The organism is Polaromonas sp. (genome assembly GCF_049790275.1).
Classification (GTDB): Bacteria; Pseudomonadota; Gammaproteobacteria; order Burkholderiales; family Burkholderiaceae_C; genus Polaromonas.
Genome location: NZ_JBAQYR010000160.1, coordinates 1 through 21,857, shown reverse-complemented (window position 1 = coordinate 21,857; position 21,857 = coordinate 1). Strand labels below are relative to the sequence as shown.

Annotated in this window: 19 protein-coding genes; 12 read left to right on the top strand and 7 right to left on the bottom strand. The window is 61.4% G+C overall.

What is annotated here, in order from left to right; genetic code table 11:
* The 4 genes from WA904_RS20995 to infA form a co-directional block, all read left to right on the top strand.
* A partial coding sequence (locus tag WA904_RS20995) for a response regulator (protein WP_425199072.1) occupies positions 1-708 on the top strand: 708 nt, incomplete at its 5' end.
* Entirely contained in the window at positions 705-1,676 is a 972-nt protein-coding gene (locus tag WA904_RS20990; RefSeq protein WP_425199071.1) for a response regulator, read from the top strand. The genes WA904_RS20995 and WA904_RS20990, both read left to right, overlap by 4 nt.
* Positions 1,677-2,150: 474 nt before the next feature.
* On the top strand, positions 2,151-2,390 hold the full coding sequence (locus WA904_RS20985) for a hypothetical protein (protein WP_425199070.1): 240 nt from the start codon (positions 2,151-2,153) through the stop codon (positions 2,388-2,390).
* A 48-nt stretch (positions 2,391-2,438) separates the two neighbouring features.
* A complete protein-coding gene (gene infA, locus WA904_RS20980; protein ID WP_096662987.1) occupies positions 2,439-2,690 on the top strand; it encodes a translation initiation factor IF-1 in 252 nt (83 codons plus the stop codon).
* A 90-nt stretch (positions 2,691-2,780) separates the two neighbouring features.
* On the opposite strand, the gene WA904_RS20975 is transcribed toward infA, so the two are convergent.
* Together WA904_RS20975 and WA904_RS20970 are read right to left on the bottom strand one after the other, a co-directional pair.
* On the bottom strand, positions 2,781-3,392 hold the full coding sequence (locus WA904_RS20975) for a DUF502 domain-containing protein (protein WP_425199069.1): 612 nt from the start codon (positions 3,390-3,392) through the stop codon (positions 2,781-2,783).
* A gap of 497 nt (positions 3,393-3,889) precedes the next feature.
* Positions 3,890-4,306 (bottom strand): hypothetical protein, encoded by a 417-nt coding sequence (locus WA904_RS20970; RefSeq protein WP_425199068.1) that lies wholly within the window; start codon positions 4,304-4,306, stop codon positions 3,890-3,892.
* Between the two features lie 374 nt (positions 4,307-4,680).
* Between WA904_RS20970 and WA904_RS20965 the strand changes: the two genes are divergently transcribed.
* From WA904_RS20965 to WA904_RS20955, 3 genes are all read left to right on the top strand, one after another.
* Complete coding sequence (locus WA904_RS20965) at positions 4,681-4,902, top strand: hypothetical protein (protein ID WP_425199067.1); 222 nt, start codon at positions 4,681-4,683, stop codon at positions 4,900-4,902.
* Positions 4,903-4,998: 96 nt separating this feature from the next.
* On the top strand, positions 4,999-5,475 hold the full coding sequence (locus WA904_RS20960; protein WP_425199066.1) for a CreA family protein: 477 nt from the start codon (positions 4,999-5,001) through the stop codon (positions 5,473-5,475).
* Positions 5,476-5,764: 289 nt separating this feature from the next.
* Positions 5,765-11,305: a PAS domain S-box protein gene (locus WA904_RS20955; RefSeq protein WP_425199065.1), complete on the top strand. Its 5,541-nt coding sequence runs from the start codon at positions 5,765-5,767 to the stop codon at positions 11,303-11,305.
* 100 nt (positions 11,306-11,405) lie between these two features.
* Here the strand turns inward: WA904_RS20955 and WA904_RS20950 are convergent, their stop codons facing one another.
* The 5 genes from WA904_RS20950 to WA904_RS20930 form a co-directional block, all read right to left on the bottom strand.
* On the bottom strand, positions 11,406-11,855 hold the full coding sequence (locus WA904_RS20950; protein WP_425199064.1) for a VOC family protein: 450 nt from the start codon (positions 11,853-11,855) through the stop codon (positions 11,406-11,408).
* A gap of 37 nt (positions 11,856-11,892) precedes the next feature.
* Positions 11,893-12,780 carry a helix-turn-helix domain-containing protein gene (locus WA904_RS20945; protein ID WP_425199063.1) on the bottom strand — a complete coding sequence of 296 codons (888 nt, stop codon included), beginning with the start codon at positions 12,778-12,780 and terminating at the stop codon, positions 11,893-11,895.
* A 39-nt stretch (positions 12,781-12,819) separates the two neighbouring features.
* Positions 12,820-13,362, bottom strand: coding sequence for a hypothetical protein (locus tag WA904_RS20940; protein ID WP_425199062.1), 543 nt, complete (start codon positions 13,360-13,362; stop codon positions 12,820-12,822).
* Between the two features lie 207 nt (positions 13,363-13,569).
* Complete coding sequence (locus tag WA904_RS20935; protein ID WP_425199061.1) at positions 13,570-14,556, bottom strand: response regulator; 987 nt, start codon at positions 14,554-14,556, stop codon at positions 13,570-13,572.
* 232 nt (positions 14,557-14,788) lie between these two features.
* The gene (locus tag WA904_RS20930; RefSeq protein ID WP_425199060.1) at positions 14,789-15,145 is read right to left on the bottom strand and encodes an EF-hand domain-containing protein; all 357 of its coding nucleotides are present in this window, start codon (positions 15,143-15,145) and stop codon (positions 14,789-14,791) included.
* Between the two features lie 284 nt (positions 15,146-15,429).
* Here WA904_RS20930 and WA904_RS20925 point away from each other — a divergent pair, with 284 nt between their 5' ends.
* From WA904_RS20925 to urtD, 5 genes are all read left to right on the top strand, one after another.
* Positions 15,430-16,530, top strand: coding sequence for a hypothetical protein (locus tag WA904_RS20925; RefSeq protein ID WP_425199059.1), 1,101 nt, complete (start codon positions 15,430-15,432; stop codon positions 16,528-16,530).
* Positions 16,531-16,688: 158 nt separating this feature from the next.
* Positions 16,689-17,966, top strand: coding sequence for an urea ABC transporter substrate-binding protein (gene urtA / locus WA904_RS20920; protein ID WP_425199058.1), 1,278 nt, complete (start codon positions 16,689-16,691; stop codon positions 17,964-17,966).
* Positions 17,967-18,172: 206 nt separating this feature from the next.
* Positions 18,173-19,747, top strand: coding sequence for an urea ABC transporter permease subunit UrtB (gene urtB, locus WA904_RS20915; RefSeq protein ID WP_425199057.1), 1,575 nt, complete (start codon positions 18,173-18,175; stop codon positions 19,745-19,747).
* Positions 19,748-19,761: 14 nt separating this feature from the next.
* A complete protein-coding gene (gene urtC / locus WA904_RS20910; RefSeq protein WP_425199056.1) occupies positions 19,762-20,871 on the top strand; it encodes an urea ABC transporter permease subunit UrtC in 1,110 nt (369 codons plus the stop codon).
* A complete protein-coding gene (gene urtD, locus WA904_RS20905) occupies positions 20,868-21,749 on the top strand; it encodes an urea ABC transporter ATP-binding protein UrtD (RefSeq protein WP_425199055.1) in 882 nt (293 codons plus the stop codon). Before urtC ends, urtD begins: the two co-directional genes overlap by 4 nt.
* The last annotated feature ends 108 nt before the right edge of the window (positions 21,750-21,857 follow it).

Sequence of the window (21,857 nt, the reverse complement as noted above, 5' to 3'; positions counted from 1 at the left end):
GGGTATGCCGGCGCGCGCCGGCGCGTGCTGGGGGTGGACAACGAAGAAGCCGACCGCGAGCTGCTGGTCAATGTGCTGCAGCCGCTGGGCTTCGAGATACGCACAGCCGCCAGCGGCCACGACTGCCTGGATCTGCTGGCGGCAGGCTACCAGCCCGAGGTCATCCTGATGGACCTGGCCATGCCCGGCATCGACGGCTGGGAGACGATACGCCGGTTGCGCGCACTGGGTCACACTTCCCCCGCCGCCGGGCCGCCCCAAGGCGGGGACACCGCCCCGGGGGGCAGCGCATTACACGAAGTGAAAAGCGTGGGGGCCCACATCGCCATCGTCTCGGCCAACGCCTTTGACAAGGGGCTGGACAACGATGAGGGCATCCTGCTGGAAGACTTCATCCTCAAGCCGGTGCGGCACAGCGAGCTGCTGGACTGGCTGGAGCGGCGCCTGTCGCTGGTCTGGCTGGATGCGCCGCCGCAATCCGCCGCGCCGGTGGCAGCCGAAGGGCCGCGGGTGTACCCGGCGGCGGCGCAGCTTGATGCGCTGCGCGAAGTGGTCAGCCTGGGGTATTACCGCGGCATCATGAACACGCTGGACGAGATCGAGGAGGCGCAGCCGCAAAGTGCCGGGTTTGCCGCCGAGATGCGTGCCCTGGCCCGCCAGTTCCAGTTCGAAGCCATGAGCCAGCAGCTCAGCCAGGTGAACTCATGATCCGCCGGCCGCTGGAACAGACCCTGGACCGCGCCAACAGCGACGTGGTGCTGATCGTCGATGATGTGCCCGACAACCTGTCGGTCCTGCACGACGCGCTCGACGAATCGGGCTTTACCGTGCTGGTGGCCACGCACGGTGAGGCGGCATTGCAGCGCGCTGCCCAGGCCTTGCCCGATATCGTGCTGCTCGACGCCATGATGCCCGGCATGGACGGGTTCGAGGTGGCCAAGCGCCTGAAGGCCGACGCCAGAACGGCGCACATTCCCATCATCTTCATGACGGGGCTCACCGAGACCGAGTACCTCGTCGCCGCGCTCGAGTCGGGCGGTGTGGACTATGTTGTCAAGCCCATCAAGCCGAAGGAAGTGCTGGCGCGCATTGGTGTGCATCTGCAAAGCGCACGCGAGAAGCGCCAGGCGCGCAATGCGCTGGATGCCTTCGGTTATGCCACCATCACCGTGCGTGTAAGCGACGGCAAGCTCATGTGGCAGACCCCGCTTGCTCGCGACCTGCTACTGCAGTACTACGGGACCCACGCGCCGAAAACCCCCGAGCCCGTGCTGACCTGGCTGCGCCGCAACTTGGCCGATGCCGAGCGGCAGATCGAGCCGCCGCGCCTGAGCTGTGAAAGTGCAAGCCACGGGGCCAGGCGATTGACCTTTCGCCTGCACCAGCAGACGGGCGACGACGACTGGCTGATCATCATGCGCGAGGAATCCGACGAAACCGTGATCCAGGCCATGAGCCTGAGCTTCAAGCTCACCGCGCGCGAGGCCGAGGTGCTGTACTGGGTGGTCAAGGGAAAAATCAACCGTGACATTGGCGACATTCTGGGCACCAGCCCGATGACGGTGAAAAAACACCTGGAGCGCGTGTTTGCCAAGCTGGGGGTCGAAACCCGTACCGCCGCGGCCGGCATGGCCATGAGCCGCATCAGGCTGCTGAATCCGCAGTTTGAACAGTAGAGCCCCCACAATAGGGCCCCCACGGTCGTTCACTGCGTGTAACTTCCTGCCCCCCGAGGGGGCCGCTGCGCCTGCGGACCGGCAAAGCCGGTTCCGCGGCCCCTGCTTGAAAATGCCTCTGCTACGGTTGCTCGCTAGAACTGGCTTTGTGCAGGCAGTCGTGGTAACGGTTACAATAGCGCTTCGGTAAAGCATCAGCTTTTTACATCGAAGCCCCCTACCACGCGGCTTCCTTCTCAAATGCGGCGCTTCCCAGAGCCCGAATTCACAGTGTTTTCAGTGCCCCTACAGCGCTGAACCCTCTCAAGCACTGTTCCATTTCCCGGCGAGCACTTCCCCAACGGTGCACACGCAAGGCTCAGCAGCCCAGCCCCTGGCAAAGGCGTGGCGGTTAGAAACCGAACACGTTGGCTTGCTTGCAAGCCATTTATTTCCCTATTTATCAAGCCGGGAAACATACCCGGCACAGACGTTATGAACACTGATCACACCAACATCGCGGTGGGCAAGTACCTTGTCTCCCCGCTCGCCAAACCGCAAGGCGCAGGCCTTTACGCGGCTTCGGTCTCCATCCGCTCCGGACGCGGCAGCGCCACGCACGACCGCGTGCTGCGTTTCAGCGGGCTTTTTGACAGCGCCGCTGCGGCGCTGCATTACGCCACCGAACACGCCCTGGGCTGGATCCATGAGCGCTCCACTCCGGCTTGCGCCTGAAGCCACACCTGTCCGACAAATTTTTCAAATTCCCAAGGAGTTTTCATCATGGCCAAAGAAGAACTGATTGAAATGCACGGACTGGTCAACGAGGTGTTGCCCGATTCGCGCTTTCGTGTGACGCTGGACAACGGCCACAAACTGGTGGCCTACACCTCCGGCAAGATGCGCAAGAACCACATCCGGATTCTGGCGGGCGACCAGGTGTCGCTGGAGCTGTCGCCTTACGACCTGAGCAAGGGCCGCATCACTTTCCGGCATATTGCCGGCCGTGGCCCGGGCCCGTCCCGCAGCCATTGAACAGCGGTTTTCTCCAAGAAATTCTGGCTTTCGCCGCTTGATCGATGGGCGTTGTAAGTTATCTTATTGATAGCGATTGACACCTCTGCATTAAGGTTGGGTTCCGCTTCCGGCGGAAGCCGGCGGCCGCGCCATCCACGCAAACATCGACGAGCGCATCGCTTCCTCAACCGACATCTCGATCGGTTGCACCCATTCGACAGGCACGAAAACGGTATAGCCGCCAATCATGTAGCCCATGGGCAGGTAGACTGCCACCCGTTCTCCCGGCAAAAAACCTGCCGGCAGATCGGCGAAGCTGCGGCGTGTGATCAGGCCGACGATTTCCATTGCGTTGCCCGGCATGCGCAGGATCACCACACTTTGTTCGCCCTGTTTTCCCGAAGGCGAAAAGTAGTCGGCAAAACTCTTGAGCGACGAATAAATGCTTTTGACGACCGGCAGGTTGGTAAACGGCAGCTCGACAAACGACAGTGCCTTGCGCACACGATGTTTGGACATGAGGTAGCCAATCAGCACGATCCCCAGGACGCCGAACACCAGTCCCATGCCCGGTACATAAAAGCTGCCGAACAGGGGACGCAGAACCCACAAGGTCATGGCCTCCATCCATGCCAGCAACATGTACAGGACGTAGAGCGTCAGGGCCAGCGGCAAAATGGTGATCAACCCGCGGAAGAAATATTTGTACAGTTTTTTCATGGTGGGTTTAAAAATGGGACATGCTGCCTGACAACACTGCCGGGTCGAGCCTCAATATACCCAAGCTTTGTGGCTGCAGATGCCTGCCGCGTGCTTGCGGCCATGTAGGCCTGGCCCTACCTTCCTTTGGGACTGCTTCCGGCACTTCGGGCCAGGGCGCTTGTTTATCTTTGGCTTCTTACTTAACAAGGAGAAGTCACATGCCCATCATTGCATGGTTGCTCGGTGTCCCGATCAGCGTCATCATCCTGCTGATGCTGTTCGGTGTCTTTTAAGAGTTTTTTCATCTCTTATGCTTCGCAAACTCATCGTTTTCGCCGTCGCTTCCGGGCTGGCGGCCAAACTCTACCGCAGATACATTGCCAGGCACAGTGAGCCTGTCGCGCCTACTGGTCAACCTGCCAGACGACGCCGGCGCACGCGGTAAGCAGATTTGAAAAAACCCCGGCCCATAGCAAGGAACCGGGGTTTTTTTGTGCCCGGCCATTCCTGCGGCGCTATTGAACCCTGGTCAAAGGCCCAAAGCAGGCCTTGAGTGACGCGTTCTCGCAGACGAGCAGCTTGTCGCGCTGCGGGCTGAACTGGATGAAACGTGTACTCTGTTCGCCGGGGCCTTCCAGCAAGGCGCCGGAACAATCCTTCTTGTCGTTCTGCCGCACCACCGTTTCCACCAGCTTGTAGAAACCCCCGGCGTCCGGCTGCGGGGTGACTTCGTATGTTTTCTCCGCGACTTCCTGTCCGCTCGTACCCAGCATGGTGCGGTTGCTTCGGTACTGCCAGGTCTCCGTGCAGCTGCCGCCAAACAGCGACCAGGTCCACGTGCCCACCAGGGGATGGGCGGGGGCGGGTTCGCCGGCAGCATGAAGCAAGGGGGCGACGATGAGCAGGCAGACTGTCAAAAGCAGGGTTCGCAATCGTTTTTCCTCGGGTCAGGGTGGTCGGGGCCGGGAGGCAGGGCTCCATGCTACTCCCTCGGCGAAGAAGTACGCCTGGTGCTGTGGGGCGCTTGCCAGGTACCAGGTCCGAGGTGTTCAAGCCCGTGGCCCTTTCTGGATGGGTACATGCTGCTATTGTTCTGTGAGCATTCGAGCAAGGCCCCTGTGCCTTTTGTCCGCGGCCTTCCAGACCACATCTGGTAACCAGCTTCACCATGCAGACGGCGCTGCAACACGGCGCAGATACCGCAAGGGTCTTCAATGGGCCGGCAGCCATCAGGCGCTGCAGTCCTGCGCGCTGTCCCGACACCTGTTACAGGCGGCGCGGAATCCCTGAACCACCGGAGAAATGCATGATTAAAAAACTATCCCTTCTGCTTGTCACCGTCGCCAGCCTGGCGGGTTGTGTGGCGGTGCCTTATGACAGCGGCCGGCACTCACACCGGCCGCACACAGGCCCTTACTATGGCGACCGCGACCGTGATGGCATCCAGAACCGCGCGGACCGGGACCGCGATGGGGACGGCGTGCCCAATCGCCGCGACAGGCGGCCTGACAACCCGCGCCTTTATTGAGGCAGAACAGCGAGTCGCCGTAGCAGCAGATTCAAGTTTTCGGCACAAGGCGTCGTTATAGTGGGGGCAGGTTAGCAAACCAGCTGGAAAGCACCCATGAAGAAACCTGTTCCCATCTTTCTGTTTCTGTTGCTTGGTGTATTCACCCGGCTTCAGGCCCAGCCCATCGGCGAAGTGGATACCGTGTTCAAGTTCATCGGGCCTGATCACAAGATTGTGGTCGATGCGCACGATGACCCCAAAGTCAAAGGCGTTACCTGCTACGTTTCCCGCGCCAAAACCGGCGGCATCAAGGGCGCTGTGGGGCTGGCCGAGGACAGATCGGAAGCATCCATCGATTGCCGCCAGGTCGGGGCGCTTTCTTTTGCCAGGCCTTTGCCGCTGCAGGAAGAGGTCTTCAGCGAGAGGATTTCGCTGATTTTCAAAAAGATACGCATTGTGCGCATGGTCGATGCCGCTCGCAATACCCTGGTGTACCTGACATACTCCGACAGGCTGATTGAGGGCTCGCCGCAAAACAGCGTGGCAGCCGTTCCCGTCGATCGTGCGATCAAAATTCCGCTGCAGCCCTGACATGCATGAACAGAAGGTTTTTGCCGGGGAATTCTGCCCACGGGCTTCGAGGGCCGTGGCTGGCATGCAAAACACGGACTTATCCCTATTCTTGATTGTTTCAGGAAGCGCACACTTGACCATGAGGCTGGCATACTGCGGTTCGCGGTAGTGCCACCCTTGTACAGAAGACACAGGCAAGCATGACGTACACATCTTTTTACATACCGCTGCCGGTTCGCCGGGGCTGGTTGTTAGTGTGTGCGTCAATGACTGTTGATCGTGCAACTGTCCGCCCGGGGGCCCTGCGGTGACGCGGGAAGAGGAACTGCTTCAGGCCAACGAAAGGCTGAAAGCCCAGCTGGCTGAACTGGCTACCGCCAAAGAACGTCTGGCGCTTGAACTCACCGAGCAAAAGCGCGAGGCCGAAGTGCTCAGGAGCAGCGTGCAGGGCCTGCGCGAACTGGCCACCATCTCGGCAGACTGGTACTGGGAGCAGGATGCAGAACACCGTTTCGTCAGGTTTTCCGGCGAGCAGGCGGCAGAAAACCTGGACACCGAGCGCGACAGCCATGTCGGAACGCGGCGCTGGGAGTTGCCGGGCGTTGTTCCCCTCAGCGATACCTGGGAGGCCCATCGCGCCGTTCTCGATGCGCACCAGCCCTTTCGCAACTTCGAGTACATGCGGACACTGGGTGATGACCTGCCGCACTATTTGTCGGTAAGCGGCATTCCGGTGTTCGACGACCAGAACCGTTTTCTCGGTTATCGGGGGACGGTGCACGACATCACCGAAATCAAGCGCTCGGAAGAGGCGCAGCGAAAAACATCCCAGTTCCTCGACGAAGTTGTCGGCAACATCCCGATCGCCGTCCAGCTGAAATCGGTCCTGGACGGACACCGGATAGCACTGTGGAACAAGGCCGCCGAAACCGTGTATGGATTGACGCGCGACGAGGCGATGGGCCATACCGTCCATGACCTCTGGCCAAAAGCAGTCGCAGACCGGATGCATGCCTCCGACCTGGAAGTGGTTGCCGAAGGCGTTCCCCAGGATTTTCCCGATCGCACGATTCCATCCAGGACTCACGGGACCATTCGCCTCCATGTGCGCAAGGTGCCGCTGAGAAATGCGGTTGGCGAGGTGAGTCACATCCTGATCACCTCCGAAGATATAACGGAACGCCTGGAGGCGGAAGATCGCCTGCGCCGCAGTCAGGAACGTTTTCGCAGCCTGACCCAGCTTTCCTCGGACTGGTACTGGGAACTTGACGACCAGTTCCGTTTCACCCGGGTTTCCAGTGGGGCCGCCCGTTTTGGCAGGCTTCCTGCCGGGGCGGGAGACCAGGCCCGCATCAGCGAATACATCGGCAAGACCCGATGGGAAATTGACGACACACCCGGCAACAAGGAAGCCTGGGCATTGCACCGCGCGCAGCTGGAAAAACACGAAACCTTCCGTGATTTCGAATACGAACGCGTGGACATGGACGGCAGGCGGATTGTTTTTTCCATCAGCGGCGAGCCTGTTTTTGATGCCGATGGCAAGTTCAAGGGCTATCGCGGTGTGGGCACCGACATCACCGCCCGCCTGGAGGCCGAGGCCAGCCTGCGCCGGAGCGAGGAGCGTTTTCGCGGCCTGACCGGTCTTTCCTCGGACTGGTACTGGGAGCAGGACGACCAGTTCCGCAATGTTTTTGTTTCCAAGGACACGCCCCAGTCTGGTCCCGCCAACCAGAGTGTCGGCGAGGGAAAACGCCGCTGGGACCTTCCCGGCGCCGCGCCGCTTCTCGGCACTTGGGAAGAGCACAAGGCGCTTCTCGCGGCGCATCTGCCGTTCCGCAATTTCGAGTACCAGCTGACCGGTGACGATGGCAGCGTGATCTATCGCAGCGTGAGCGGTGAACCGGTGTTCGATGCTGGTGGATCTTTCACGGGTTATCGCGGCGTGGGTTCGGACATCACGTCGCGCAAGCAGACCGAGCTGGCATTGCGGACCAGCGAGGTACGGTTCCGGACCGTGGTGTCCGCCCTGGCCGAAGGGGTGGTCCTGCGCGACGCAGAGGGGAGAATCGTCGATTGCAATGCCAGTGCCGAGCGCATTCTCGGCAAGACCCTGGCCCAGATGGAGGGGCAGACGGTTGCCGGGCCGGAGTGGGAAATGCTCAGGGAAGACGGCTCGCTGATGCCCGAGGAAGAACACCCCAACGCCGTTGCCCGGCGCACCGGCTTGCCCCAGTCCAACGCGGTGGTGTGTTATCGCAAGCCCGACGGCAACATCCTGTGGGCGCTGCTCAATGTGCAGCCCCTGTTCAACGGGTCTTCCCGTACCCCGTCCGGCTACGTCACCACCGTCACCGACATCAGCAAGCGCAAGCGCGATGAGATGGAAATTGTCCGCCTCAATGTGGACCTGGAGAAACGGGTGATGCGCAGGACGGCCCAGCTGGAAGCGGCCAACACCGAGCTGGAGGCGTTTTCCTATTCCGTGGCGCACGACCTGCGTTCTCCGCTGAGTACCATCGACGGTTATTGCGCCTTGCTGCAGAAAGCCGTGCCCACAGAAGCCGGGGAACGCGTGCACCACTATGTGGACCGGATACGCGGCGGCGTGCGGCGCATGGGCGAACTCACCGACGGGCTGCTCTCTCTGGCCAAATTGTCGCGTACCAGCCTGAACTGGGAAGCGGTAGACCTCAGTGTCGAGGCCGCCAGGGTCCTCGCCCAGTTGTCCGAAAATGAACCAGGGCGCGACGTCCGCGCAACCGTTGAGCCAGGCCTGATGGCAAACGCGGATGCCGCGCTGCTCCGGCAGGTGCTTGAGAACCTGCTCGGCAATGCCTGGAAGTTCACTGCAAGAAAAACCACGACCGAAATCATGATTGGCAAGGAAGACGGCGCGGACTTGCAGCCTGTCTATTTTGTCAAGGACAACGGCGCGGGCTTTGACATGGCTTATGTGGACAAACTGTTCGGCACTTTCCAGCGCCTGCATTCTTCGGAAGAGTTCGCCGGCAGCGGCATCGGCCTGGCCACGGTCAAACGCATCATCACCCGCCACGGAGGGCGGATATGGGCGAGTTCCGTCCCGAACGAAGGCAGCACGTTTTATTTCACACTCGGTGGCGACCAGGGCATTGCTGGGCAGGAGGATGACGCCGCTGACAACGACTCGGGTATCGCACTGGCGCTTTCCCGCCCCCGCGATCTTCTCAGAGGCGCAGGCTCGCCGGCCAGTAGCGACAACGACAACCTGGTCAGCGATCAGCTGTTCACCAGTGCCTTCGAACACTCGTCCATCGGCATGGCGCTGGTGGGCATCGACTCGAACCGGCTCAGGGTCAACAGCGCTTTTTGCCAGATGCTGGGGTACTCCGAAGCCGAGATGCTGGCGCGCTCTGTCAAGGACATCACCCATCCTGACGATGTCGAATGGGACCTGCTGCAGCGCAAACGGGCGCTCGCCGGTGAAATTGAAACCTACCAGTGGGAAAAGCGTTACATCCACAAGTCGGGCCGCATTGTCTGGGGTTTCCTGAGCTGCTCGCTGGTACGCGACGCCGACCGCAAGCCGCTTCACTTCATCTCGCAGATCCAGGACATCACCGAGCGCAAGGAGAGCGAGCGCGTTCTGCAGGAAAGCGAGGAGCGCTTCCGGATGCTGACCCAGCTGTCCTCTGACTGGTTCTGGGAACAGGATGAAAATTTCCGCTTCGTTGAGATCAAGGGCAAGCATAAGTCCGTAAGCGCATCGTCCAATCCTCAAGCCAGCATTTTTGGCAAAACGCCGTGGGAGCTGGACAGCGGCATGGACCCAGCCATCCTGGCGGAGCACAAAGCCATTCATGAGCGGCATGAAGCTTTTCGCAATTTTGAGTTCGCCCGGCGTGGGGCCAATGGCGCGAAGCGGTACATGAGCGTCAGTGGCGCGCCCATCTTTGATGCCGCCGGGCGTTTTACCGGTTACCGTTCGGTCGGCCGTGACATCACGGAAATACGCCGGGTCGGGGAAGCGCTACGGGCCAGCGAACGCCAGCTTCGCGAGATCACGGACACTGTGCCCGCGCTGATTGCTTATGTGGACAAGGAGCAGTGTTTCCGCTTTCATAACCGGGCCTATGAAGAGGCCTTCGGTTTGTCTTATGAACAGTTTGACGGGAAACATTTGCGTGAAGTGATGGGCGACGAATTTTATGAGGTGGTGCGCCCTCGGGTCGAGGAGGTCCTGACGGGTTATCCGGTGGCGTATGAACGTACCCAGACTACCGCGCGCGGCGACCAGCGTGACTATGTGGTCAACTATTTCCCGCGTTATGGCGATGGCAATGAGGAAGGGGAGGTCATCGGCTTTTATTCGCTGGCCACCGACGTCACCGAACTCAAGCGCATCGACCGCATGAAAAGCGAGTTTGTCTCCACGGTCAGCCACGAGCTGCGCACACCGCTTACCTCCATCCGCGGTTCGCTGGGGCTGATCTCGGGTGGTGTCGCCGGCCAGCTGCCCGACGCCGTGAAGACGCTGGTGGGCATTGCCAAGAACAACTGCGAACGCCTGATTCGCCTGATCAACGACATCCTGGACATCGAGAAAATCGAGTCCGGCAAGATGCGCCTGGACCTGCAGGTGGTCGAACTCAAGCCCCTGCTGGTGCAAACGCTGGCGGCCAATGAAGGTTTTGGCACTGCGCAGAACGTCAGCCTGAGCCTGGACTTCCCGGAAGATGGCCTGCAGGTCCATGTGGACAGCGACCGCCTGGCCCAGGTCATGACCAACCTGCTGTCCAACGCGATGAAATTTTCACCGCCTGGCGGTGTGGTGGAAGTCCGCGTGTCGCAGGTCGGCATGGGCGTGCGGGTCGAGGTGCGTGACCACGGCCCGGGTATTCCGGAAGAATTTCGCAAGCGCATTTTCCAGAAGTTTTCCCAGGCCGACTCGTCCGATACACGCCAGAAGGGCGGTACCGGGCTGGGCCTGAATATTTCACGGGCCATCATCGAACGCCTGGGCGGCAGCATTGGATTTGAGAGCGCAGCCGGTGTGGGCACCACTTTCTTTTTTGAATTGCCCCTGTGGACCGAGCCGGTGCAGAGCCTTCCGCCGGCCGCGCGCGACTCCAACCGGCCGCGTATCCTGATCTGCGAAGACGATCGCGACATTGCCCGCCTGATCGCCATGATGCTGGACAAGGGCGGTTTTGACAGTGACATGGTTTACCGTGGCGCGGATGCCCTGGCCTGTCTGGCGCACACCCAGTACGCCGCCATGACGCTGGATCTCAGGCTGCCCGACCAGGACGGCATCACGCTGATCCGCACCCTGCGCAGCCAGGAGGGCACGCGCGAGCTGCCTATCGTGGTGGTCTCGGCCATGGCCGGGGAAGGGCAGATCCAGTTCAACAACCACCCGGAGACCGTGTCCGAGTGGCTCGAAAAGCCGATCGACGAAAACCTGCTGATCCTGGGCTTGCGGCGTGCCATCAAGGGCATGGCCGAGGGCAAGCCTCGCATCCTGCACGTGGAAGACGACCTGGACATCCAGCGTATCGCGGCGGCGATCATGCAGGAATTCGCCACTTTTGAATTTGCCGCCACACTGCAGGAGGCTCGCGCCTGCCTGGCGGCCCAGGCGTTCGACCTGGTCCTGCTGGACCTGACCCTGCCGGGCGGATCAGGCTGGGACTTGCTGAGTGATATTGAAGCGCTGGATCAGCCGCCGCCGGTGGTGGTGTTTTCGGCGCGCGAGATCAACCAGGCTGAAAAATCCCGGGCGGCCGCCGTGCTGATCAAGGCGCAAACCTCCAACGAGGAATTGCTGAAGACCCTGCAACAGGTGTTGGCCCAACGCCGCTGAAGGGTGCAGGCCCATTCAAGGGGTGCTGCAGAATTTTTATGCGAAATATGCCTCCAGCCCTTTACTGGCGGGCGCAAGCAGCTATTATTTTGGTAGCAAATTACGCCGCCGAGGCATTCATCATCGCCGTGTAGCGGCGTTGCATTTCTTCAGGGGCCACTTCTTCAATGCTGTGCCCCACGCTCCAGCGATGGCCGGACGGGTCGCGAAAGCTGCCGGAGCGTTCGCCATAAAAATGGTCCTGTGCCGCCATGTCCAGGGTGGCACCTGCTTTCAGCGCCCGTGCGATCACCTCATCGCAATTGTCCACATGCAGGTGCAGCGTCATGAAGGTGGGGGTGCCGGCCTCTGGCGCCAGGATGCCGTATTCGGGGAATGCCTCGGAGATCATCAATGTGGTCCCGGCGAAGTCCAGCTCGGCATGGCCCAGGCGCCCGCCGGGTTCGACCAGCCTGAATTTTTCGGTGGCGCCGAATACCGTGGTGTAAAACGCAATCGCTTCCGCCGCGTTTCTCACGTGGATGTAGGCAAACAATTCGTGAATGGCCATGATGGCTCCCGTCGTGAAATTTGAACAGGAAGCCAGTCTATCGGCGCGTGCGGATCAGGTCTTGAACAAAATTGACCTGAGTCTGCCGTGCGAAAGGCGCCGGCACCGGCACATGGTTGGGCGACACGACAGGCGCCCGGAGATATTGCTCCGGCGTGAGACCGGAGAATTGCCGGAATTCGCGGTTGAAGTGCGGCTGGTCGCTGTAGCCGGCGTCCAGTGCCACATCGGGCAGGCGCGGCACTTGCGCGGTGCCGGACCGCTGCATCAAATCCAGCGCCTGCTGGAAACGTTGTACCCGGCCGTACAGCTTGGGAGGCAGGCCAACCGCCTGTGAAAACTGGCGTATGAAATGGCGATGGCTGTAGCCGCTTTGCGCCACTGCTTCCCGGACGCCGGCGCCCGCCCTGAGCTGCACCAGTGCACGCGTGATCGCCGGGTGGGCGGGTGCAGACGCCGGCCGCAGCCGCGCCAACAGCAGCGTTTGAATCAGGCACATCCTCTTCGCGGGCGATGCCGTGGCGAGCAGCTGTTCCCGCATCCACGCCGCGCTGTGGCCCCACAGGTCCTCCAGCCGGATGTGTCGCCCGGCCAGTTCGTCGGCCGGCATGCCCAGCAGCGCCTGCGCGGCGCCCGGCAGCAACTGCACGCCTATGGCCTGCGAAGCCGCAGGCACCTCCTTGGCATAGAAGGCTGCCCGCGCGCCACCCACCACGGCGTAACCCAGGTTTTGCCCGGCGACGTCGCCGGGCTTCTCAAAAATGCGGATGGGCGGCCCCGACAGGCGGATCACCAGATGCATTTCGCCGCTGGGCAAGATGAATTCTCTGGCATCTCTTGAAGCCATCTGGCCAGCCTGTTCAGGCGTGCTGGTCCAGACGAGACGGACGAGGCCGGCAAGTGAAGGAAGCGGTGCCTGCTGCATGGGCCGGCGCGGGGAGCTTGTGTTCCTGCCCGATAAAAATCAAAGCCGGCCGAGGTCCTGGATGGCATCCACCACCATGCTGGTGCCCACCGCGATCAGCAGGATGTCGCCGGCTGCGCGCACATATTTGTGCCCGGAAGGAGGAAGGCCCAATTGCACGACCACCGCATGCGGCACGGGGTAATACACCAGGTCGTGCGGCAGGGGTTGGCCGATCGCCCATTTTTTGGCCTGGCCCGGAGGCATGCAGCCGTTGTTCTTTTTGGCCAGGCCCGGAGGGCAACGGCCTGCACTGGAGGGCTTGCCGTAGTAATCGCGGATCACCATGCGCTGCTGGTCGCCGAAGTAGGCACCCACCCGGATGTCCTGCGGCGCCTGCCGGGCCTGCTGGACGTCCTTGCCACCGCTGTTGCCTTTTCCGCCCTTGTCGCCCTTGCCGGGGGAGCGTTCTTTCTGTTCCTGTTTCCCGCCTTTGCCCTGACCGGCCCATTCGGGTTTTTCCGCCCAAACCGAGCCTGCCGTGAAGGCCAGTGCCAAAACGAGAGGGAGTGCGCGCAGTTGCGAAAGAGGGGGGAGATTCATGATGTGTCCTTGTTCGTTGCAACGAGCTGGAGCTGGGGCCCCGGCATCTGGGTTGACTGCTTTATAACGCTTCACTTGCGATTTCGTTGGCCTTTTTTATTACAAACCAGGCGCCGGTGGTGTTGTCCTACAGCGCGCCTGGCATGGCGCCTGCACGTTCACCGGGCGGCAAACAAAAGCACTTCCGGTTGCGCCTTTTCACTGAATTTACAGCCTGGCCCAGTCCGAATAACTCACCAGCGCCGGGCGCGGGGTATGGCCCAGCAGCTTGTGCAGCGCGACGCACAGGGCGCTGAGATCGTCGGCCTTGCTGATGACGAGTGCCGCGCCTTCCTCATAGGCCCTGGCTTCGAGCACGCTGTCCATGTAGCCCGAGATGATGATGACGGGCAGGTCTGCACGCAGCAGCTTGACCTGCTTGAGCAGATCGACACCGGTGTGGGTTTGCAAGCGGTAGTCCGTCACCAGCACATCACAGCCGTAAGGGTCTGCCTGCAGGGTGGCCAGCGCCTGCCGGGCGCTTTCGTGGCAGCTGACGCGAAAGCCCGCCTGCGGCAGGGTTTCGCTGACCAGCACCCGCATGGGCTCGTAATCATCCACATACAGGACATACGGGCTTCCGGAATCCGCTTCTTCGGAGGTCGCGGCCTCCAGCGGCACAGCGGCAGGCAGGTAGATGTCGAAGGCCGTTCCACGGCCCGGCTCCGGCGATATGTTGATCATGCCGTGGTGTCGCTCGATGATGCGGCGCACCTCGACCAGCGGCATGCGGCGCGCACTGGCAGGGCGGTCGTCGGTCTGTACAGGCGCCGGCAGCAACTGGTGAAAGGGGCCGGTGGCAGTCCGGCTGCTGTTGGTGATCACCAGCCGTGCGTAGCGCCGGGGCGGCAAGCCGCCCTGCAGCTTGTCGGCGTCCGGGTCCAGCACCACGTCGTCCAGCAGCACCTCGCTCATTTCGACGACGATCTGTGTGGCCAGGCCCACCAATGACTGCCAGGCCACGATGCAGGCGCTCAGCAGGGCCTGTTCAAGCCGGTCGGCGTGGGTGAGCAGCCAGGGGTTTTCGTGGGAGAGTTCCAGCGCCAGTTCAACTTCGCGCGGAAGCAGGGCACGAAAACGGTCCATGGCGCGCAGCACAATGGGCTCCAGCCTTTGATTGACCGCTTCTTCAGCATGCGGAAGGTCGGCTTGCATCGGTTTTCTTTCCGCGGCGTTGGTCAGGCGGGTGCGCGGGTCCGGTATGGCGCGCTCGGGGAAAGCGTAGGACTTTTGACCTAGGGCGTCAATGGTGTTACCGCGGCAGGGCGCGCCGGATGCCAACAAGGTATGCCACGCCTGGACTTGATGACAAAACGGGCTTCAGCCCATATACCGCGCGCGCAACCAGCTATCAATAAAATAGCGGGTAACGAAGCCGCCCGATCGGTCAGCGGCTTCTTTCCCCGTTCAGCGCGCTGTGGAATTCCTCACGCGACAAGATGCTGTCCTTGTTGATGTCGGCCTCGTCAAAGTGCCTGGCCACGCCGCGGAAGCCGGAAGCTTCCTCGCGGCTGAGTTTGCCGTCCTTGTTGCTGTCGATGTAGGCGAATGCGCGCTCTATGTCCTGGGCCGCGTATTTGGGGGCGGCAGCCACCGCAACGGATGCCGGGGCTGCAGTTGGCGTGCCCGGTGTTGCCGGCGCGGCCGCTTGGGCCTGCGCCCCCAGGGCAAGCAAGGCCGCTGTCGCGGCAACGAGAAGAAAAAGGGTGCGAGAAGCACTCCGTGGGGCTGCGGTCAAGGTCATTAGCGTCCTGAAGGGGTCATCGAACATAAGCGCCATTGAACGCCAGGAGTGATGCCAGTGCCAGCGTGCTTGCAGGGTGTTTCCTCACTTTACATCCCGGGAGCCAGCTGAAACATTTGCTTGCGCCTGGCGTGCCTTGGCGCAAGCCTTTCTGCCGTCACCGCCCGTTCGCGCGGGTGGCCTGGCATCCATTCCTCCTGCAAATAGGGGTGGCAAGCAGGCAAAAAAGTCCTCAAAATCATTTCACATTGCGGGCGTCAGGACCGCACAACCAGGGGACAGCCATGCGCGATACCGACATTGCCCACATTTGGCAGGACGCGGCAACTTTCGACCGCACCCTGAAGGCCAGGCCGGACCAACTGGCCAGGCTCAGGCGAAAGCAGGTTCACGCTGCAAGTTATACGCGGCAGGCCTTGTTCAACGCCATGGCCAGGGGCGAGCCGGCCGTTCTGGCTGGTGTGCAGGTTTCCGTTGCAGGCAGCGACAGGCTTGGACTGGAAGCCGCGCTGGTCAAACATGTCGGCAGCGGTTTCGATGCGCACCAGCGTGCCAATGCCCAGATCGGTCCCAGCCAGCGGCGTACCAGGCTGGGCGTGCATGAGCTGATGCGCAAGTGGAGCAGCCGGCGCAGCCTCGTCAGCGTGACCGACCTGCACATTCGTGGCACACCGCTGGAGCGGAAAATCGACACCGCGCAATTGTCTGCGTTCAACCTGCTGCCGCAAGGCTCGGAGGGCATGCAGCGCCAGGAGATGATGACGCTGGTCATCGGCGCCCGCGGCAACGTCACCGACTCCCACTCTGATGACCCCGACGGCAGCAACCACTGCTTCATGGGCCGCAAGCTGTGGCTGGCATGGGAGACTTTCGAAGGCATCCAGGCGGGGCTGCAGGACTGCGAGCGGGGGCTGGTCAGGGGCCGCGCCCGCTTCAATCTGGACAGGTTCTGTGAACTGAAAAGCGCGCGCTGGTGGACGGTGGAGCCCGGTGAAACACTGTTTCTTCCAGGCAGGCTCACGCACAAGGTGGTCACCCTGGACGCTTACCTGGGCATCGGCAGCTTTTATGTCGCCCCCGTGAGTTGCCTGGACAGCCTGAGCCGGTGGTACTTGCATCAACCCTTGTGGTCGCTTGACGACCCCCGGGGCGAAAACGCCGGACTGGTTGACGAGATTGCCGGGGCGATGCGGCGGCAGTTGCAGAAGCTGGCGCGCCAGTCCCTGGCAAGGAAGCAGCAATGGGGGCTTGACTTTGTGCGTCCGGCGACAGAGCGGTGGATGCGGAACTGGTCGCGGCAGCAGCGCAACGCCCTGATGGCGCGTGCGCCGTTTGTGCGGGTGATGGAGGCGTTGCAGCAGGCGGGGTCTGTCGCGGGAGTCTGATTCGTCCCCTGCCTGTAGGCTTCCTCCTACATACGCCACCCGGCGTATAGCCCATTCCCCCTCCGGTCCCCAGAATCGCCTCATCGTTTCGTAAAAGCCTCCCCGTGGCGGCTTGTGCGGAGCGAAACGCGAACTACCTACTTACCGGAGAAGCACACATGCAACGTCGTTTTACCCTCAAGGCGCTTACTGCCGCCGTCGCCCTGGCGGGCCTCTCGGTTCTGCCAGCCCATGCCCAGTCGGGCGGCACTATCAAGGTGGGCATTCTGCACAGCCTGTCGGGCACCATGGCCATTTCGGAAACCGTGTTGAAAGACACTGTGTTGATGGCGATTGACGAGATCAACGCCAAGGGTGGCGTGATGGGCAAGAAGCTCGAGCCCGTGATTGTGGACCCGGCCTCCAATTGGCCCCTGTTCGCCGAGAAAACCAAGCAGCTGCTGGGCCAGGACAAGGTTTCGGTAATTTTCGGCTGCTGGACCTCGGTGTCCCGCAAGTCGGTGCTGCCGGTTGTTGAAGAAATGAACGGCCTGCTGTTCTACCCGGTGCAGTACGAGGGTGAAGAGTTGTCCAAGAATGTGTTCTACACGGGCGCAGCGCCCAACCAGCAAGCCATTCCTGCCGTTGACTACCTGATGAGCAAGGCCGGCGGCGGCGCCAAGCGCTGGGTTTTGCTGGGCACCGACTATGTGTACCCACGCACCACCAACAAGATCCTGCGTGCCTACCTGAAAAGCAAGGGCGTGAAGGACAGCGACATCGACGAGAAATACACACCGTTCGGCCATTCCGACTACCAGACCATCGTGGCTGACGTGAAGAAGTTTTCTGCCGGCGGCAAAACCGCTGTGGTGTCCACCATCAACGGTGACTCCAACGTTCCTTTCTACAAGGAACTGGGCAACGCAGGCCTGAAGGCCAAGGATGTGCCGGTCGTCGCCTTCTCCGTGGGTGAAGAAGAATTGCGCGGCGTGGACACGAAACCGCTGGTCGGCCACCTGGCTGCCTGGAACTACTTCCAGTCGATCAAGAGCCCGGCCAACACCGAGTTCATCAAGAAGTGGTCTGCCTACGCCAAGGCCAAGGGCATCGCCGGTCACAAGGACAAGCCTTTGACCAACGACCCGATGGAAGCCACTTACATCGGCATCAACATGTGGAAGCAAGCTGTCGAGAAAGCCAAGTCCACCGACACCGACAAGGTGATTGCCGCCATGGCCGGCCAGACCTTCAAGGCACCGTCGGGCATCGTGTCCAAGATGGACGAGAAGAACCACCACCTGCACAAGTCGGTGTTCATCGGCGAGATCAAGGCTGATGGCCAGTTCAACGTGGTGTGGAAGACGCCCGGCCCGGTGAAAGCCAAGCCATGGAGCCCGTACATCGAAGGCAACGACAAGAAGCCTGACGAGCCGGCAAAAATGGCCTCCAAATAAGGCCGCTACCGCAAGCCCCTTGTAGGGGCTGCGGCGCAAGCCGCACTTGGTTTGCAAAAAACAGGTGCGGCTTTTTTGTGGCCTGGCCCAATTCTTGCACTATCACGGTGCATGCTGGTTCCATATATTTCAAGGAAGTTGCAGCCTGGGCATCGCGGCAAGCCGGTATTGGCCTGCTGCTGTGCCCACCCTACAGGTTCTTCATCATGATGATTCGCACACTCCTTCTATCTGCTACGTTTTTTATAGCTGCTGGCGCACATGCTCTGAGCGCGGACGAGGTAAAAGGCATGGCACTCGGTGAGACCGAGGCACGTGTGGAAGCGCTCAACAAGGCTGCTGCCAACCCCGACGACAAAACCGCTGCATTCATTCAGGCACTGGCTGACGATGCCGTCAAGACCGCCGGGGACAAGGTGTTTGTGGTCAAGGACGACAAAGGCTTCGACCCCGTCACCGGCGCAGAAGTGAAAGTACCCGAAGACGCCGAAGACGTGATCAACAACAACATGATGCGCGGCGAGCTGGACACAGCACTGGCTGCGCTCAAGCTGTTCTCCAAAGACGAGAAGGTGCGCGCCGACGCCATCAAGGTGCTTGCCAGCGGCAGTGATGAATCGCGCCTGCCGCTCATCGAAAAGGCCTATGCGGCCGAAACAGTCGCCGCTCTCAAGACCCAGCTGGAGATGGTGCGCGCCACCATCTTGCTCAGCAGCAGCGACAAGGCCAAACGACTGGAAGCGGCTGCGCGCCTGTCGGGCAGCAACAACCCGATCAGCAAGACCGTGCTGATCGCGCGCCTGTCGGAAGAGAGCGATGCCGAAGTCAAGAGCGCGCTGCAGGCCTCGCTGCGCAAGGTCGAGTCCGCGCTGGCCTGGGGCGACAAACTCGGTGCGGTGTTCAGCGGCATCAGCCTGGGCAGCATCCTGCTGTTGGTGGCGCTGGGACTGGCCATCACCTACGGGTTGATGGGCGTCATCAACATGGCGCACGGCGAGCTGATGATGATTGGCGCCTACGCCACCTACGTGGTGCAGGGTCTGTTCCAGAAGTATTTGCCCGGCCTGTTTGACTGGTATTTGCTGGCCGCGGTGCCAGTGGCCTTCATGGCCTCGGCGCTGATGGGCGCGGCGCTGGAGCGCGGTGTGATTCGCTTTCTCTACGGCCGCCCGCTCGAGACCCTGCTGGCCACCTGGGGTATCAGCCTGATGCTGCAGCAACTGGTGCGCTCCATCTTCGGCGCACAAAACGTGGGTGTGGAAAACCCGGTGTGGATGAGCGGCGGCGTGCAGGTGCTGGGCAACCTTTCGCTGCCCTACAACCGCCTGGTCATCATCGGCTTTGCGATTGCTGTGCTGCTGGGCATGGCCTGGCTGATCGGCAGGACGCGGCTGGGCCTGTTTGTGCGCGGCGTCACGCAAAACCGGCCCATTGCCTCGTGCATGGGCGTGAACACGGCGCGTGTGGACACCTATGCGTTCGCGCTGGGTTCCGGCATTGCGGGCCTGGCCGGCTGTGCGCTGAGCCAGGTCGGCAACGTCGGCCCGGACCTGGGCCAGGGCTACATCGTGGATGCCTTCATGGTCGTGGTGCTGGGCGGTGTGGGCCAGCTGGCCGGCACGGTGTACGCGGCCATGGGCCTGGGCATCCTGAACAAATTCCTCGAAGGCTGGACCGGTGCGGTGCTTGCCAAGATTGCGGTGCTGGTGCTCATCATCATCTTCATTCAAAAACGTCCGCAAGGTATTTTTGCGATGAAGGGCCGCTCCGCTGAAGCGTAAATATGAGCCTGCCCATGACCTCCTCTATCGTTCTACCCGCCAAAGGCCCCTTGCTCACGCGCGCTGGCTGGAGCGTCTTCATGGTGTCGCTGCTGCTGGTCTGCGCGTTGGCGCCTGTGCTGAACCTGATGGTGCCCGAGAGCAGCATGTTCCACATGAGCACCTATGCGGTGGCGTTGCTCGGCAAGATCATGTGTTACGCCATCGTGGCGCTGGCCATGGACCTGATCTGGGGCTACACCGGCATTTTGTCGCTGGGACACGGTTTGTTCTTCGCGTTGGGCGGTTACGCGATGGGCATGTACCTGATGCGCCAGATCGGCCGCGACGGCAATTACAAAAGTGACCTGCCGGACTTCATGGTGTTCCTCGACTGGAAGGAGCTGCCCTGGCACTGGACCTTCAGTGACAGCTTTGTTGCCACCTTGTTCCTGATCGTGCTGGTGCCCGGTGTGGTGGCCTTTGTCTTTGGCTACTTTGCCTTCCGCTCGCGCATCAAGGGGGTCTACTTCTCCATCATCACGCAGGCCATGACCTTTGCGGCCATGCTGCTGTTCTTCCGCAACGAGACCGGCTTCGGGGGCAACAACGGCTTCACCGACTTCAAGCGCATCCTCGACACCCCGATTGCCACGCCCAACATGCGCATGGTGCTGTTCGTGATCACCGGCCTGACCCTGCTCGGCTTCTTCCTGTTTGGCAAGTGGCTGGTGCGTAGCAAGTTTGGGCGGGTGTTGCAGGCCATTCGCGATGCTGAAACCCGTGTGATGTTCTCGGGTTACAACCCCATTGGTTACAAGTTGACCATCTGGACCCTTTCTGCCGTGATGTGCGGCATTGCAGGCGCACTGTACGTGCCGCAGGTCGGCATCATCAACCCGAGCGAAATGAGCCCGGCCAACTCCATCGAAATGGCCGTCTGGGCCGCGGTCGGCGGGCGCGCCACACTGATAGGGCCCATCGCTGGCGCCTTCATCGTCAACGGCGCCAAGAGCTGGCTCACGGTGGCCTACCCCGAGTACTGGCTGTACTTCCTGGGCATGCTGTTTATTGCGGTGACGCTGTTTTTGCCCAACGGCGTGGTCGGGCTGGTGAAGAAGCTCCGCAAGGGAGAGCCCAAATGACCCCCGATCTTCTTGAGCAAGGTGCGCGCCGCATCGAACAGCGGCGGGCTGCACTGGAGGCGAGCAAAGCCAATACAGAGTCGGGAGGGCGCAGCGCGGGCATTGGCCGCATTGCCACACCGGGCGAGGTGGACGTCACGCACGGCCGCATTTTGTACCTCGAAGATGTGAGCGTGAGCTTCGACGGTTTCAAGGCCATCAACAAGCTGTCACTCGACATCGCGCCCGGCGAGCTGCGCTGCATCATCGGCCCCAATGGCGCCGGCAAGACGACGATGATGGACATCATCACCGGCAAGACCCGGCCCGACGAAGGCACGGTTTTCTTCGGTAGCACCATTGACCTGCTGCGCCACACCGAGCCGCAGATTGCCCAGCTCGGCATCGGCCGCAAGTTCCAGAAGCCCACGGTGTTCGAGCAGCTCACCGTGTTTGAAAACCTCGAGCTCGCACTCAAGACCAACAAGGGCGTGAAGTCGTCGATGTTCTTCCTGCTGGATTCGGAACAGGGCGACCGCCTCGCCGAAACCCTGGTGACGATTCACCTGGCCGACAGCGTCAACCGAATGGCCGGCAACCTGAGCCACGGGCAAAAGCAGTGGCTGGAGATAGGCATGTTGCTGATGCAGGACCCGAAACTGCTGCTGCTCGACGAGCCGGTGGCCGGCATGACCGACGAGGAAACGGCCCGGACGGCTGAACTCTTCCTGTCTTTAAAAGGCAAACATTCGCTGATGGTGGTGGAGCACGACATGAGTTTCATCAAGACGATCTCGGAGATCGTCACGGTGCTGTGTGATGGTTCGGTGCTTGCGCAGGGGACGCTGGATCAGGTTCAGGCGGATGAACGGGTGATTGAGGTGTACCTTGGGCGTTGAACTCTTCTCTGCTCGGGCCGGGCTTGTCGAAGTCTGTGCAAGCTTGGGCGGTTGTGGGTCTTCCTGCAAGCCGGGGGTTGCCCGGCGGCAAGTAACTTTCTTTTGCGT

Excerpts from the sequence above, each read along its gene's own strand:
- WA904_RS20960 (WP_425199066.1), top strand. The coding sequence starts at position 4,999 with ATGAAGAAACCTGTTCCCATCTTTCTGTTTCTGTTGCTTGGTGTATTC.
- WA904_RS20925 (WP_425199059.1), top strand. The coding sequence starts at position 15,430 with ATGCGCGATACCGACATTGCCCACATTTGGCAGGACGCGGCAACTTTC.
- WA904_RS20965 (WP_425199067.1), top strand. The coding sequence starts at position 4,681 with ATGATTAAAAAACTATCCCTTCTGCTTGTCACCGTCGCCAGCCTGGCG.
- WA904_RS20935 (WP_425199061.1), bottom strand. The coding sequence starts at position 14,556 with ATGCAAGCCGACCTTCCGCATGCTGAAGAAGCGGTCAATCAAAGGCTG.
- WA904_RS20930 (WP_425199060.1), bottom strand. The coding sequence starts at position 15,145 with ATGACCTTGACCGCAGCCCCACGGAGTGCTTCTCGCACCCTTTTTCTT.
- WA904_RS20945 (WP_425199063.1), bottom strand. The coding sequence starts at position 12,780 with ATGCAGCAGGCACCGCTTCCTTCACTTGCCGGCCTCGTCCGTCTCGTC.
- urtB (WP_425199057.1), top strand. The coding sequence starts at position 18,173 with ATGATGATTCGCACACTCCTTCTATCTGCTACGTTTTTTATAGCTGCT.
- WA904_RS20990 (WP_425199071.1), top strand. The coding sequence starts at position 705 with ATGATCCGCCGGCCGCTGGAACAGACCCTGGACCGCGCCAACAGCGAC.
- infA (WP_096662987.1), top strand. The coding sequence starts at position 2,439 with ATGGCCAAAGAAGAACTGATTGAAATGCACGGACTGGTCAACGAGGTG.
- urtC (WP_425199056.1), top strand. The coding sequence starts at position 19,762 with ATGACCTCCTCTATCGTTCTACCCGCCAAAGGCCCCTTGCTCACGCGC.
- urtA (WP_425199058.1), top strand. The coding sequence starts at position 16,689 with ATGCAACGTCGTTTTACCCTCAAGGCGCTTACTGCCGCCGTCGCCCTG.
- urtD (WP_425199055.1), top strand. The coding sequence starts at position 20,868 with ATGACCCCCGATCTTCTTGAGCAAGGTGCGCGCCGCATCGAACAGCGG.
- WA904_RS20950 (WP_425199064.1), bottom strand. The coding sequence starts at position 11,855 with ATGGCCATTCACGAATTGTTTGCCTACATCCACGTGAGAAACGCGGCG.
- WA904_RS20985 (WP_425199070.1), top strand. The coding sequence starts at position 2,151 with ATGAACACTGATCACACCAACATCGCGGTGGGCAAGTACCTTGTCTCC.
- WA904_RS20940 (WP_425199062.1), bottom strand. The coding sequence starts at position 13,362 with ATGAATCTCCCCCCTCTTTCGCAACTGCGCGCACTCCCTCTCGTTTTG.
- WA904_RS20975 (WP_425199069.1), bottom strand. The coding sequence starts at position 3,392 with ATGAAAAAACTGTACAAATATTTCTTCCGCGGGTTGATCACCATTTTG.